This window comes from Mycobacterium sp. SMC-2 (assembly GCF_025263485.1).
Lineage (GTDB): Bacteria > Actinomycetota > Actinomycetes > Mycobacteriales > Mycobacteriaceae > Mycobacterium.
In genome coordinates this window covers 5702335-5715612 of record NZ_CP079863.1, presented here as the reverse complement: position 1 = coordinate 5715612, position 13278 = coordinate 5702335, and the positions used below count along the sequence as shown (strand labels likewise).

At 65.7% G+C, this 13278-nt stretch carries 13 protein-coding genes; 8 read left to right on the top strand and 5 right to left on the bottom strand.

Features of this window, described 5'->3' with window-relative positions:
- Window positions 1–32: 32 nt before the first annotated feature.
- The 4 genes from KXD96_RS26830 to KXD96_RS26815 are packed head-to-tail and all read left to right on the top strand — an operon-like array spanning window position 33 to window position 4816.
- A complete protein-coding gene (locus KXD96_RS26830; protein ID WP_225601060.1) occupies window positions 33–1205 on the top strand; it encodes an acyl-CoA dehydrogenase family protein in 1173 nt (390 codons plus the stop codon).
- 10 nt (window positions 1206–1215) lie between these two features.
- On the top strand, window positions 1216–2238 hold the full coding sequence (locus KXD96_RS26825) for an acyl-CoA dehydrogenase family protein (RefSeq protein WP_225601059.1): 1023 nt from the start codon (window positions 1216–1218) through the stop codon (window positions 2236–2238).
- Entirely contained in the window at window positions 2235–3380 is a 1146-nt protein-coding gene (locus KXD96_RS26820; protein ID WP_225601058.1) for an acetyl-CoA acetyltransferase, read from the top strand. The genes KXD96_RS26825 and KXD96_RS26820 overlap by 4 nt, the downstream gene beginning before the upstream one ends.
- Entirely contained in the window at window positions 3377–4816 is a 1440-nt protein-coding gene (locus tag KXD96_RS26815; RefSeq protein WP_225601057.1) for a class I adenylate-forming enzyme family protein, read from the top strand. Before KXD96_RS26820 ends, KXD96_RS26815 begins: the two co-directional genes overlap by 4 nt.
- A gap of 53 nt (window positions 4817–4869) precedes the next feature.
- On the opposite strand, the gene KXD96_RS26810 is transcribed toward KXD96_RS26815, so the two are convergent.
- Window positions 4870–5511 carry a TetR/AcrR family transcriptional regulator gene (locus KXD96_RS26810; protein ID WP_225601056.1) on the bottom strand — a complete coding sequence of 214 codons (642 nt, stop codon included), beginning with the start codon at window positions 5509–5511 and terminating at the stop codon, window positions 4870–4872.
- A gap of 125 nt (window positions 5512–5636) precedes the next feature.
- Here KXD96_RS26810 and KXD96_RS26805 point away from each other — a divergent pair, with 125 nt between their 5' ends.
- The 3 genes from KXD96_RS26805 to KXD96_RS26795 all read left to right on the top strand — a co-directional run bounded on the left by KXD96_RS26805 (window position 5637) and on the right by KXD96_RS26795 (window position 8324).
- Window positions 5637–6863, top strand: a complete 1227-nt coding sequence (locus KXD96_RS26805) for a cytochrome P450 (RefSeq protein WP_225601055.1) — start codon at window positions 5637–5639, stop codon at window positions 6861–6863.
- On the top strand, window positions 6863–7063 hold the full coding sequence (locus KXD96_RS26800) for a ferredoxin (protein ID WP_225601054.1): 201 nt from the start codon (window positions 6863–6865) through the stop codon (window positions 7061–7063). The genes KXD96_RS26805 and KXD96_RS26800 overlap by 1 nt, the downstream gene beginning before the upstream one ends.
- 151 nt (window positions 7064–7214) lie before the next feature.
- The gene (locus KXD96_RS26795) at window positions 7215–8324 is read left to right on the top strand and encodes an 8-amino-7-oxononanoate synthase (protein ID WP_225601165.1); all 1110 of its coding nucleotides are present in this window, start codon (window positions 7215–7217) and stop codon (window positions 8322–8324) included.
- Between the two features lie 294 nt (window positions 8325–8618).
- Here KXD96_RS26795 and KXD96_RS26790 read toward each other — a convergent pair whose 3' ends face one another.
- Genes KXD96_RS26790 through KXD96_RS26775 form a run of 4 tightly spaced genes read right to left on the bottom strand, consistent with a single transcriptional unit; the run spans window position 8619 to window position 12014 of the window.
- On the bottom strand, window positions 8619–9545 hold the full coding sequence (locus KXD96_RS26790) for an SDR family NAD(P)-dependent oxidoreductase (RefSeq protein WP_225601053.1): 927 nt from the start codon (window positions 9543–9545) through the stop codon (window positions 8619–8621).
- Window positions 9542–9967 carry a Zn-ribbon domain-containing OB-fold protein gene (locus tag KXD96_RS26785; protein WP_225601052.1) on the bottom strand — a complete coding sequence of 142 codons (426 nt, stop codon included), beginning with the start codon at window positions 9965–9967 and terminating at the stop codon, window positions 9542–9544. Before KXD96_RS26785 ends, KXD96_RS26790 begins: the two co-directional genes overlap by 4 nt.
- A 2-nt stretch (window positions 9968–9969) precedes the next feature.
- Window positions 9970–10767: an enoyl-CoA hydratase/isomerase family protein gene (locus KXD96_RS26780; protein ID WP_225601051.1), complete on the bottom strand. Its 798-nt coding sequence runs from the start codon at window positions 10765–10767 to the stop codon at window positions 9970–9972.
- The gene (locus tag KXD96_RS26775; protein WP_225601050.1) at window positions 10764–12014 is read right to left on the bottom strand and encodes a cytochrome P450; all 1251 of its coding nucleotides are present in this window, start codon (window positions 12012–12014) and stop codon (window positions 10764–10766) included. The genes KXD96_RS26780 and KXD96_RS26775 overlap by 4 nt, the downstream gene beginning before the upstream one ends.
- A 166-nt stretch (window positions 12015–12180) precedes the next feature.
- Here KXD96_RS26775 and KXD96_RS26770 point away from each other — a divergent pair, with 166 nt between their 5' ends.
- A complete protein-coding gene (locus tag KXD96_RS26770; RefSeq protein ID WP_225601049.1) occupies window positions 12181–13269 on the top strand; it encodes a Gfo/Idh/MocA family protein in 1089 nt (362 codons plus the stop codon).
- Window positions 13270–13278: the final 9 nt, after the last annotated feature.

The following is a 13278-nucleotide window of genomic DNA, read 5'->3' as shown; positions in this document are numbered from 1 at the left end:
CTGACTATTGTGTCACCTATACTCGGGGAGCTATGGACCTGAATTTCACCGCCGACCAATTAGAGTTCCGTGAGCAGGTCCGCACGTGGCTCGACGAGAACAAGCCGACCGAACCCAGGCCGCGCGACCACGCCGGCATCCGCCAATACGACCTGGCCTGGCAGCGAATCCAGTGGGAGGGCGGCTGGGCCGGCATCGCGTGGCCCACAAAATACGGCGGCAAGGGACTGACCCTGCTGCAGCAGCTGATCTGGTACGAGGAGTACGCACGGCGCGGATTCCCAGGCATCGACGCATGTTTCGTCGGCCTGTCCCATGCCGGACCAACATTGATCACTCGCGCCACCGACGAGCAGAAGCTCTTCCACCTCCCGAAAATCCTCAAAGGAGAAGTGATTTGGTGCCAGGGCTTTTCCGAACCCGAAGCCGGCTCTGATCTCGCAGCATTGCGTACGAAGGCGGTGATCGACGGCGACGACCTGGTTGTCACCGGCCAGAAGCTATGGACCAGCTTCGCCACCGTCGCCGATTACCAGGAACTGTTGGTGCGCACCGACAACACCGGCGGCAAGCATCACGGAATTACCTGGGTAATCTGCGACATGTCGGCGTCCGGAATCGACGTCAGGCCGATCGAGACCATCGAAGGCGGCGCGGAATTCTGCGAGGTCTTCTACGACAACGTGAGAATTCCGCTGTCCAACGTCGTCGGCGAGATCGACAACGGCTGGTCGGTGGCGATGTCGACGCTGTCCTTCGAGCGGGGCACCGCTTTCACCGCGAATCAGGTGCGGCTTGCCAAGATCATCGAAGACCTCGTCGACTACGCCCGAGACCACGTCGGCCCCGACGGCCGACGGCCGGCCATCGCCGACGACGAGATCGCGCGGCGACTGGCCCGCGCCCGGGCATCGGTGACGTCATTGCGGGCGCTGACATACCAGAACATCTGCCTGGCCATGCAGTCCGAGACACCGGGCCCGAAAGGTTCGATGGTCAAGCTGCTCTATGCCGAGCTCGCCAAACAGATCGGCAAGCTGGCCATGGACATCCTTGGTCCGGGCGCTATTCGGTATTCGTCACGATGGGACGCCGATGGCTGGGTGGGCTATTACTACTACTCGTTCTCGCAGGCGATCGGCGGTGGCACCTCGGAGATCCAGCGCAACATCCTGGGTGAGCGTGTGCTCGGTCTGCCGAGGTAGGGAGGCAGTCATGGACCTGCTGCCCAGTGCTGAACAGCTCGAGATCGTCTTGACCGCATCGGAATTCATCGCCGAACGGATGTCGGTCGAGCAGCTGCGCGCCGACCGCGCCAAGCCTGCCGCCGTGCGGCCCGAGGTGTGGCGCGAGGGCGCTGAGATGGGACTGCTCACGCTTGGGCTGCCGGAGCAATTCGGCGGGTCCGGTCAGCCGTTCGATGATGAGGTGCTGTTGCACATCGAACTGGGCAGGCGGCTGGCACCAGGCCCATTCCTGGCGGGGACGTTGGGCGCACGGGTCGCTGCCGCCTGCGGTGACGCAGTGCTGGCCGGTGAGATCGGCTCGGGCGCAGCGACCGTCGCGCTTGGGGTCTTACGAGGTGACGGCGAGGCGCGCACCGTCAAGGGCACTTTCGACCTGCTCGACTGGTTCGGTGCACGTTATGCACTGGTGTTATCGCGGCAAGGCGCCGCACTCGTCGACATCGCGGTTTTCGGCGAGCCGACCATCGTCGAATCCGCCGACCCCGGTGTCCGGTTGGCGTCAGCATCCGTGACCGGGGCCGTGCCGCTGCACTGGCTGCCCGCCGAGAAGGAGTGGATCTGGGGACGCGCGATTATGCTCGCGTCAGCTTTCCTGACCGGACTGGCGCTGGCCGCCGCCGCCGAGTCGGCCCAACACGCCAAGACGCGCGAGCAGTTCGGCAAGCCGATCGGCGCCAACCAGGCGATCAAGCACAGTTGTGTCGACATGGCGGTGGCCGCTGAGGCCGCACGGGCCCAAACCTTCTTCGCTGCAATCGCTTTGGACAGCGGGCGCGACGACGCGTTGTGGCAGGTTTTGTCCGCATTCACAGTGGCCGGCACGGCTGCCGTCGACAACGCCGCGGCGGGCATCCAGGTCTTCGGGGGTATGGGCTACACCTTCGACAGCAACATGCACCTCTATCTCAAACGTTCCCACCTACTCCGGCACCTGTTCGCCGAGCCCAACGACGTTCTCGCGGAACTGATCACGCAGGACAGGCTGCAGTGACCGTCGCGATTGCCGGCGTCGCGCTGTCCGATGTGGGCCGCGTCAACGAAAAGGGCCCCTACGAGCTGATAGCACAGGCCAGCCGTCGAGCTCTGGCCGATGCCGGCCTTTCACCCGCCGATGTCGACGGCCTGGCGTCTACCGGACAGGGCACGCTGCCCCCAGTCGACGTGGGTGAATACCTAGGGCTGCGGCCCCGGTGGGTGGACTCGACGGCGGTCGGCGGCGCGGCATGGGAGGTGATGGCCTCGCACGCCGCCGACGCCATCACCGCGGGTCACGCCGATGTCGTGCTGCTGACGTATGGATCGACCGCTCGTGCCGACCTCAGAAAGGGATTGCGAGGCGCGAGCATCAACTGGGGTGCGCGCGGACCGCTGCAGTGGGAAGCGCCGTACGGGCACACGTTGATCTCCAAGTACGCGATGGCGGCCCGCCGCCACATGTCTCAGTACGGCACCACCATCGAGCAGCTCGCCGAGGTGGCGGTGTCGGCGCGGTGCAACGCCGCGGACAACCCCGAGGCGTATTACCGCGACCCGATAACGATCGACGACGTGCTGTCGGGGCCGATGATCGCCGACCCGTTCACCAAGCTGCACTGCTGCATCCGCAGCGATGGCGGCGCCGCGGTGGTGATGGTCAACGCCGACCGGGTCAAGGATCTGCGGTCGCGGCCGGTGTGGGTGCTCGGCGCCGCAGAGACCACCTCGCATATGTTGACCTCGCAGTGGGACGACATGACCGTCGGACCCGCGGCGGTCAGTGGCCCGCTCGCCTTCGCCCGAGCCGGCGTGTCGCCGGCCGAGGTCGACGTGGCAGAACTCTATGACGCGTTCACCTACATGCTGTTGCTCACCCTTGAAGACCTCGGATTCTGCGCGAAGGGGGAGGGCGGCGCGTTTGTGGAAAGGGGAAGTCTGCGCATCGGGGGGCACTTACCCACCAACACCGACGGCGGCGGCCTGTCAGCATGCCATCCCGGTCAGCGCGGCCTGTTCCTGCTTGTTGAGGCAGTCCGCCAGTTGCGTGGTCAATGCGGACCGCGCCAGGTGGCGGATGCGAAAATTGCTTGTGTCAGCGGCACCGGTGGCTGGTTCTGCTCAAGCGGCACAATGGTTCTCGGCAACGAGGAGCCATGACAGCGCTGAGTGGTGACTTCGCGAACACCCGCGAGTTGCTGGAGGCCGCAGCCGTGGTGTACGGCGACCGTGAAGCGTACGTCGAACCCGGCTCGCGAATCTCGTTCGCCGAATGGGCGTCGCGCTCCCGCAGGGTTGCGCCCGGGTTGGTCGCCCGTGGGGTCGGCAAGGGCGACGTGGTGGCGCTGCGATTGCCGTCGGGGATCGATTACGCGACGTGCTATGCCGCCGCGGCAACCATCGGTGCCATCACCACCGGGATCAACCCCCGGCTGGGCCCCCGAGAGGTTGGGGCCATCCTCGAGCAGACGGAGCCGGCGCTGGTAATTTCCGAACCCGCCGAGCTGCGCCGCCTTTACGACGAAGGGGGCGACCGATTTCCGGGTGTCCCTGATGTTGAGATAGACGGTCATGACCCCGTCGCGTTGATCTTCTCCAGCGGAACCACCGGCTTGCCCAAGGGAGCGGTGTTCGATGGGAACAATCTACTGGCCGGTGCGGTCTCAGCGGGGGTGATGAGCGCACCTTATGACCGCCGCCTGACCTCTACGCCGTTCGCCCACGCCGGCTACATGTTCAAGTTGTGGGACCAACTACTTTGGGGCACAACGCTTGTGATTCCACCGACGCCATGGTCCGCCGCCGGGATGGCCACCGCTCTGCACGAGGAGCGGATCACCGTCGCGGGTGCGGTGCCCACCCAATGGGCCAAGTTATTGGAGGTGTCGCCGGCCATGTTCCCACATCTGCGCGTGGGCGTGGTTGCGACCGCACCCGCGTCTCCGGAGTTGGTGCGCGCGGTAGCCGACCGCATCGGCGTGCCACTGGTGGTGCGTTACGCCATGACCGAATGCCCGACGATCTGCGGCACCGAGCCCGAAGATGCACCCGACATCCAGTTCCGCACCGTGGGCAGGCCGGCGCCAGGCATGGCGGTGCGGCTGAGTGGCGACGGCGTGGTCGAGGTCCGCGGGCCGTGCGTGATGCGGGGTTACTGGCGCAATCCCGAACTGACCGCGGAAGTGTTGCGTGACGGCTGGTTACGTACCGGCGACTTGGGTGTGGTGCACGACGACGGCACGCTGTCGCTGATCGGGCGCCGTGATGACATGTACATCCGTGGCGGGTTCAATGTGCACCCAGTCGAGGTGGAGCAGGTCATTGCCACACATCCGGCCGTCTCGCGGGCGGTGGTCGTCGGGTGCCCGGCGCCCGTGATCGGCGAGATCGGTGTGGTCTTCGTCGTGCCGAAAGACGCCTCCGCGCCGCCGTCGCTGCCGGAACTTCGGACCCATGTGCATACGCAGCTGGCCGATTACAAGGCGCCGGATCAGCTCATCGTGGTCGACGACATCCCGCTCACCGCGATGTTCAAACCAGACCGGTCAGCGTTGCGTTCGTTGGCCGCGGCAAATGTCCGAGGTCACGGAACGTGAAATTCCCTACGACTCAGTCCTTTCCGGATCCATCCGGCTGCTCGGAAGTGACGTCATTTGTTGATTGTCGGCGGCGCGAGGGACGCGATGAGGAAGGTCCGCAAGATTCCCTCGTCACCGCCGTCTTCGGGCCGGGCCGGTTCGGCGATCAAGCTGAACGCAATGCGGGTGACCCAGTGCGCCATTGTTTCCGGGGACACGTCGTCGCGGACCTGACCGGCGGCGGCTGCGGCCGCGATGCGTTGACCGAGGTTTTCGGCAAGGTCTCGGCGCCACAACTCGGAGGCTTCGGCGGCCCGGAACGTGCGTCCGGCTTCCTGCTCAGCGATCAGCAGCCGCATCGACGGTGATCGTCGCCCGGTCTCCATACCGACAAGGACCGCCTGCACCAGTTGCTCGAGGAACGGCTCGTCGGTGTGCCAGCATGGCTCACCCGCATCCAGGACCTCGGTCACCGCGCGCACGAAACATGCTGCCAGCACCGCATCTTTGTTGGGGAAATACGAGTACACCGTGGTGCGGTGTACGCCGGCGCGGTACGCGATGTCGCTCATCCGCGTGCGGCTGGGCCCGCGGTCGGCGTAGCAGGCCTCGGCGGCGTCGAGCAGCCGATCCCGGGCCTGCTGTTCGTCGACAGGTGTGTCGGCGCCCCAAGCCGTGGCGCGGCCGGGAGCTGACTGTCCGGTGACCGTCATGATCGGCACCTTACCTGTGACGCTTGACCGAGACTACACAATTGCTTAGCGTGTAGCGCACACTACAAAGTAACGCAAACTGTAGTTTGCGACACGTTCTCGCAGTCCACGAAGGGACGATGGTCATGACAGTCGAGCAGGAGGTCTGCCCGCTCCACGCGAACTTCGATCACCATTCGCCGGAATTCCGGGAGGCGCCGCCCCACGCGGCGCTCGCGCAGATGCGCGCGCAGTGCCCGGTTACCCATTCCGAGCAGCATGGCGGCTTCTGGTCGCTGCTGGACTACGAGTCGGTGTTCGAGGCCGCCCGCGACGACGAACTGTTCAATTCCTACCCGTCGGTCGGTGTGCCGGCCAGCACGGCTCCGTTCCCGATCCTGCCGATCGAGACCGATCCGCCGCTGACGAAGAAGATGCGCCAGGTAACGGTCAAGACGTTCGCGCCCGGCGCGGCCGAACGGCTAAGACCGGAGGCGCGACGGATGGCCTCCGAGATGGTCGACGAGTTCATCGAGCGAGGTGAATGCGACATCGTTGGCGAGCTGACCACCCCGCTGCCCGCCAAACTCGTGCTGCACATGCTCGGGTTCGACGAGTCGAAGTATCTGCAGTGGGTGAACTGGGTGCACACCTTCGTCCACGACCGCACCCACGATGAGCAGAAGGCCGCCACCGCGGCCATGGAGCTGTTCGCCGAAATCCACAAGCACATGGCCGAGCGCCGCGAGGCCGGTGAGAATGGCGACGACCTTTTCGGCGAGATCTTAAACGGGCAGATCGACGGCGTCCCACTCGACGACATGCAGATCACCATGTACACCGTGATGATGATGCTGGGCGGCATGGACACCACCAGCGGCCTGACTGGAAATGTGCTGCTGCGCTTGATCAATCAGCCTGAGCTCCGCCGAATCCTCATCGAGCAGCCGGAATTGCTCAAACCCGCCACCGACGAGTTCCTCCGGCATGCCACACCGACCTTGGGGCTGGCCCGCACGGTCTCGCGCGACGCCGACTTCCACGGCCAGCAACTCAAAGCCGGTGACCGCGCCATCCTCATGTGGGCGGCGGCAAACCGCGACCCGGCAGTGTTCGACGAACCGGACAAGATCGACCTGTGGCGCAAGAACAGCCAGAAACACATGGCCTTCGGGGTCGGACAACACCGCTGCCTTGGCTCACATCTGGCGCGGATGATGTTTCAGGAGATGATCTCCGAAATCCTCGAGCGCCTGCCCGACTTCGAAGCCAACGGGCCGGAGGTGATGTTCGAGGACGCCGGTGAGGTATACGCCCCGCGCAGCCTGCCGATCAAGTTCACCCCGGGCAACCGTAAGGAAGTGAAATCCTGATGCCCAGAATCGAATTCGACCAATCCCGCTGCGTCGGACATGCACAGTGTTATGCGGCGGCGCCCGACGTCTACGTGCTCGACGACAACGGGTATCTCCTGCCACCGCCCAGCGTGATCGACGAATCGCTGCGCGATCGCGCGATCGCAGGTGCAAGCGCCTGCCCGGAAGGGGTACTGAAAGTCGTCGACGACGAATAACGGTCGGCTGCACCGTGCGGGCAGGCAAGCGCCCCAGAGCACGCGTGAAATCCCTCGGCGGGGGCCGGCGGCCCATATCCGCAGCCCGCGGCAAGCATTGAACGATGTTTAAGTAAGCTCGCTAGCTGTGGATTTGGACCCGCTTAACTGGATGGACCTGCGTGCCGACGACCGCGTGCGGGCCGGCCTGCGCCGGGAGTTGCGGGCGCGACCACCGCGGACCGGGCTGATCGATCTGGCATCCAACGACTACCTGGGACTGTCACGACATCCCGCAGTGATCCGGGGTGCGATCGAGGCCGTCTGCACCTGGGGCACCGGCGCAACCGGGTCTCGGCTGGTGACGGGTACGACCCTTGACCACGAGCAGCTGGAGACAGAGCTTGCCGACTTCGTCGGCGCAGAGGCAGGCCTGGTGTTCGCCTCCGGGTACGCCGCGAATCTGGGCGTGGTGACGGCCCTGGCCGCTCGCGGAACGCTGGTGGTCTCCGATGCCAGCAGCCACGCCTCGCTGGTGGATGCCTGCCGGCTGTCGAGAGCCAGGGTGGAGGTCACCCCGCACGGTGACGTCGGGTCTGTCGAGCGGCTGCTGGCCGAACGCACCGAGGAGCGCGCCCTGGTGATCACCGAATCGGTGTTCAGCGCCGATGGCGACCTGGCGCCATTGGCGGAGCTGCACCGCGTGGTGCGCGCCCACCAGGCGGTGCTGATCGTCGACGAGGCGCACGGCATCGGCGTACGCGGCGAGGGCGGTCGCGGTCTCGTGCACGAGCTCGGTCTGGCCGGCCAGCCAGATCTGGTGATCACCGCGACGCTGTCGAAGGCGCTGGCAGCCCAGGGCGGTGTGGTGCTGGGCAGCGAGCGACTGCGCAGCCACCTGATCGATACCGCACGGACGTTCATCTTCGACACCGGACTCGCCCCGGCAGCCGTGGGTGCCGCGCTCGCCTCGTTACGGCTGTTGCGCCAGGACCCGACGATGGCAGGTCGGGCACTGGCCCGCGCCGCCGAGATCTCGCGCTTCGTGTCGGTGGCCGAACCTGATTCGGCGGTCGTCTCCTACGTGCTGGGGGAACCGCAGCGCGCCTATGCGGCCGCTGAGGCCTGCCGAGCCGGTGGACTGAGCGTCGGCTGCTTTCGGCCGCCGACCGTGCCAGCCGGCACCTCGCGGCTGCGTTTGACGGCGCGCGCCAACCTAACCGACACCGAGATGGACACCATCGCAACGGTTCTCAGCGACATTCGCGCGGCGGTGGCATAAACCGAGTGGGGCAGCGCCCCAGTTTCGGCTAGTCCGGCCCGGCTTACCCCCTCGGTGTTGCCATTGCGGTTCGGAACGCCGGACGACATCAGAAGGTGCGCAGAAGGTGCGCGTCGCGGGGGGACCCGGCGTTGGCCCGGAACCACCGTAGCGACGGTCAAGCGGTTGCTGGGCCTGCAGCTCGCGATGCGCCTGGCCCCACCGATACCCATCCGGCGGGACGGCGGGCGACAAGCTGGTGCCGCACTGCAGCACTCGCGATCGGCGCGCCGCGCTGCCTGGTGACGCGGGCAGTCAGCCGCCGAGCCGCAGTCCCGGATTCCGGGTGCCGAACACATCAGTCGCCATGATCACACCGAGCTTGTTTGCGTCCCAGCGCTTCTGGCCGCTAGAGACCGTCGCGACCGGATGCCAGCCCTTAAGTAACTGGATGTTCTCCCCGAGCGCGCGGATGACTTGTCCGCTTATGTGGCCGGCTTCCGGACTTGCCAGCCACGCCACCACCGGCGAGCCCAGCGACGGGTCCTTGGGGTCGAACTCGTCCTCGGCGCGTTCGTCGGCTTCGATCGCCGCCGCAGCTCCGGGCATCGACGCGGACATCCGCGTACGGCCACCGGGGCTGATGACGTTGGCGGTGGCGCCGATCGAGGCCAGTTCCAGACTCAGGGTCTGCGTCAGGCCAACGATCGCTGCCTTGGCCGCACTGTAGTTGGTCTGCCCGAAGTGTCCGTGCAGGCCGGCTCCCGAGGTGGTGTTGATGATCCGGCCATACACCTTGGCGCCATCCTTGGCCTTCGACTCCGCACGCCATTGTCGGGTTACCGCGCGGCTGGTCAGCCAGCTGCCCCGAACATGCACCCGCATCACGAGGTCGAAGTCCTCGACGGTCATGTTCCAGATCGCCTTATCGCGGACGATCCCCGCATTGTTCACGAGGATGTCGAGCCGACCCAGCTGGGAGTAGGCGCGTTCGACCGCGAGCTCGACCTGCTGTTCGTCGCCGACGTCGCTGAAATCCGAAACCGCCTCGCCGCCTCGGCTTTCGATGATCTGCACCACCTCGTCGGCGACCTTTCCACTCCCCTCACCGGCCAATGAGGTGCCCAGGTCGTTGACGATCACCGTCGCGCCGTGCTTGGCCAACTCCAGCGCATGCCCACGACCGATGCCGTGTCCGGCGCCGGTGACCAACGCAACCTTTCCGTCGAGTAGTCCTCTCACTCGTCCTCCTTGCTTGCGGTGAAGACCGTCAGATAGGGGCTGTCCGGATCCTGGTCGTCGACGGGCCGGAATTCAGCGGTGACCGCCATTCCGATGCGGAGCTGTTCGTCGGGAACACCCTCGATCATCGTCATCACCCGCGGCCCCTCGGCAAGTTCGACAATGCCCGCGACATAGGGCACCCGGTCGCAGAACGGCGGGAGGTCGTTGACGTACACCGTCGAATACGTGTACAGGGTGCCGCTACCGCTGGCCTGGACCGGAACGACGTCCTCGCTCCAGCAATGTGGGCAAAACGGCCGCGGGTAGTGGTGCACCGTCGCGCAGGCGCGGCAGTGCGCGATCAGCAGCCGACCCTCCCGCGCAGCCTGCCAATACGGTGCGCTGGCCGGGTCGATCACCGGGATGTCGGCACGGGCCATGGTCACCACCCCGTGTAGCGGGTCGGGCGTTTCTCGACAAAAGCCTGCACACCCTCTTGGGAGTCATGCGAATACGACTGGATCTCCTGGGCCATCGCCTCGGCGGTGAATGCGGCGCTGCGGTCGCAGTCGGGGGAGCCGTTGAGCAGGCGCTTGGTGAGCGCGATCGCGCTGGTGGGCGCCGTGGCCAGTCGGCCGGCGAAGTCGGCTACCACGGCGTCGAGTTCCTCGACCGGCACCACCCGGTTCACCAGGCCCAGGGCCAACGCCTCGGCAGCACCCAGCTTTTCCCCAAAGAACGCCATCTCCTTGGCTTTCTGCATGCCGATGCGCCGAGGCAGCAGGTAGCAGCCACCACCGTCGACGGCAAGGCCCCGCTTGACGAAAGATTCTGCGAAGTAGGCGTTCTCGGCCGCGATGACCAAATCGCTGGCGTAGGCCATGTGGGCGCCGAGTCCGGCGGCGGCGCCCTGCACCACGGCAATGACCGGTTTGTTGCAGTCCAAGATGCCGGCCACCAGCTTCTGTGCGCCGTTCATGATGCGCCGCATCGGATCCAGTACCCGTTTGTCGACCGTCTGACGGCGGTCCTGCAACGTGTTCACATCGGCGCCGGAGCAGAAATGTTTCCCGGTGGCGCGCAACACCACAACGCGTGCCCGCTCGTCGGAGTCAGCGGCCGCCAACAGCGCGATGAGGGCGTCGCGGTCGGCGGGTCGCAACGCGTTGGCTGCATCCGGCCGGTTGAGCGTGATGGTCATGACACCATCGGCGACGTCGGACAGGATGGTGGTGGTCATGGCGTGTACGTCGCGTTCAGGTGCTTGATGCCGTTGACGAAGTTGGAGCGCAGCATCACGGGTTCGCCGACTGTTCTGATGTCGGGGTAGCGGTCGTAGATCATCTTCAACGCCACGTTGAGCTCCAGCCGGGCCAGGTGTGCACCCAGGCAGAAATGCGGTCCGGGACCACCGAAGGCCAGGTGATTGTTCGGGGTGCGGGTGATGTCAAAGACCTCCGGTTCGTCGAAGGCCGCCGGATCGCGGTTGGCCGCCCCGTACCACATCACCACCCGGTCGCCCTTGCTGAAAGTGTGAGAACCGGATGCCAGCGTCACCCCGTCGGCGGTCACGGTTCGGCGCATATGGATCACCGGGCTGCCGTAACGCAGAATCTCCTCGACCGCCCGGGGGGCGAGCGCGTCGTAGTCGCTGAGTAGCCTGTCACGCTGATCGGGGTGGTGGGTCAGGATGTGCAGACCGTGGGTCAACGCATTACGCGTGGTCTCGTTACCCGCCCCCACCAGCAGGATGAAGAACTTCGCCAGCTCCTGCGGAGTGAGGTTCTCCTCCTCCGAGGTGACCAGCTTGCTGATCACATCGTTGGTGGGGTTGGCGATGCGGTCCTCGGCGATCCCCTTGAGCAGGTCAATCATCTTGACACTTGTCTCGGTGACGGCGGCCTCGATACCGGCCACGCTTTGTTCGGGCACATATTCCGGGTCCGAGGCCCCCAAAATCACGTTGGTGGACTGGAGAATGAACTGCTCGTGCTCGCGCGGCACACCGAGCATGGTGTCGATGATCCGCAAGGGCAGCAGGATCGCGAAGTCAGTGACGAAATCGCAGTCGCCCGACGCGGGCATCGCATCGAGGATCTCCGCGGTGGTGTGTTCGACCAGGCCGCGCAGTTCCGAGAGCATGCGCGGGGTGAAGCCGCGGGACACAATCTTGCGGATCCGCATGTGCTCTGGGTCATCCATGTCGATGATCGAGCCGCGGTACTCCCGCATCTCCGGTGTCTGGTCGAAGATCTGGGTGCCCTGGCCCGAACAGAAGTCCCCAGGGCGACGGCTGATGTCAACGATGTCGGCGTGGGTACCGACCGCCCAGAATCCCTTGCCTTTCCGCCCGATCGGCACGAAGACCGGCCTGCCGGCGTCACGAAGTCGGCGATACAGCGCGGTGCGTTCGTCGGGGTGGTCCTGCCACCACCCCAGGTCGATGAGCGAGGTGAATTCCAGTTCGTCGGTGTCGAGCGCGTTCACACACCAAATTCTGGCACTCGTGTCACCCTGAGGCAACGAATCGGTACCGGGAAACAATTGAAAGGACACTAATCCAGTGTCAGCCAGCCCCTTGAGCGGACGCAGAATCTAACATTACTGTCACTGTAGGCAGGAGGCGGATCGGTTGGGTGCCAAGGGAGAGCAGATGACGCTGCGGGTCGGTGTGGTGGGGGTGGGCTGGGGCGCCCACGTGCAGGTTCCCGGGTTCCGGGCCGCCGATGGTTTCGAACCGGTCGCCTTGTGTGCGCGCACGCCCGAGAGGTTGGGCCGGGTGGCGGCCAAAGTGGGTATCGAGGACACCTCCACCGACTGGAAGTCGTTCGTGACCCGCGATGATCTCGATGTCATCTCCATTGCCACCCCGACGGTGTTGCACCGTGAGATCACGCTGGCCGCGTTGGAGGCAGGCAAGGCGGTGCTCTGCGAGAAGCCGCTGGCAGGGGAGCTCAAGGCGGCCGCTGAGATGGTGCGCGCCGCAGCGATGTCGGGCCGGCCGACTGCCTGCTGTTTCGAGAACCGCTGGAATCCGGACTGGCTCTCCGTCGCCGATCGGGTCCGCGCGGGTTTCCTCGGCAAGCCTTACCTCGCCCGGGTCAGCCGCAGCGCGTCCTACTGGCATCCCACTCACGCCGGTCAGGCGCGCTGGATGTACGACCGCGACCAAGGGGGCGGCTACCTTGCCGGGATGCTGGTGCACGACCTGGATTTCCTGTGCAGCCTGTTGGGTCGTCCCCAGTCAGTCTGCGCTGAGGTGCGCACCAGTGAGCCGCTACTCGAGTTACCCGACGGGGAGGTGGTGCCCGTCACCGCCGACGACACCGCCGCGGTCCTGATGCGCATGGAGGCCGGCCTGACCGCGATCCTGAGCGTCTCGGTGATGGGTGCCCACGCCGACCACTATCGCCTTGAGTTGTTCGGCGCTGACGGCACCATCATTGGAGACGGCGATCTGCGATCGACGACATATCTGGCGGGGGCCGCCGGCGCCGATGGATTGAGCCCGCTGACGGTCAGCAACCGCGAACCCGCCCACCCGCAGTACCTGCCCTCGGGCCTGGCCGGACACGCTAGCAGGGCGATGGCATTGATGCTCGAGGATTGGTATCCGGCCTTCGACGGCGAGCCGACCACCGCGGCCACCTTTGAAGACGGGCTGCTCAGCCTCGCCGTGATCGACGCCGCCCACCGATCCGCCGAGGGAGGAGGATGGGAGACGGTTCATGTCAGCGGATGAGCGTGCCAG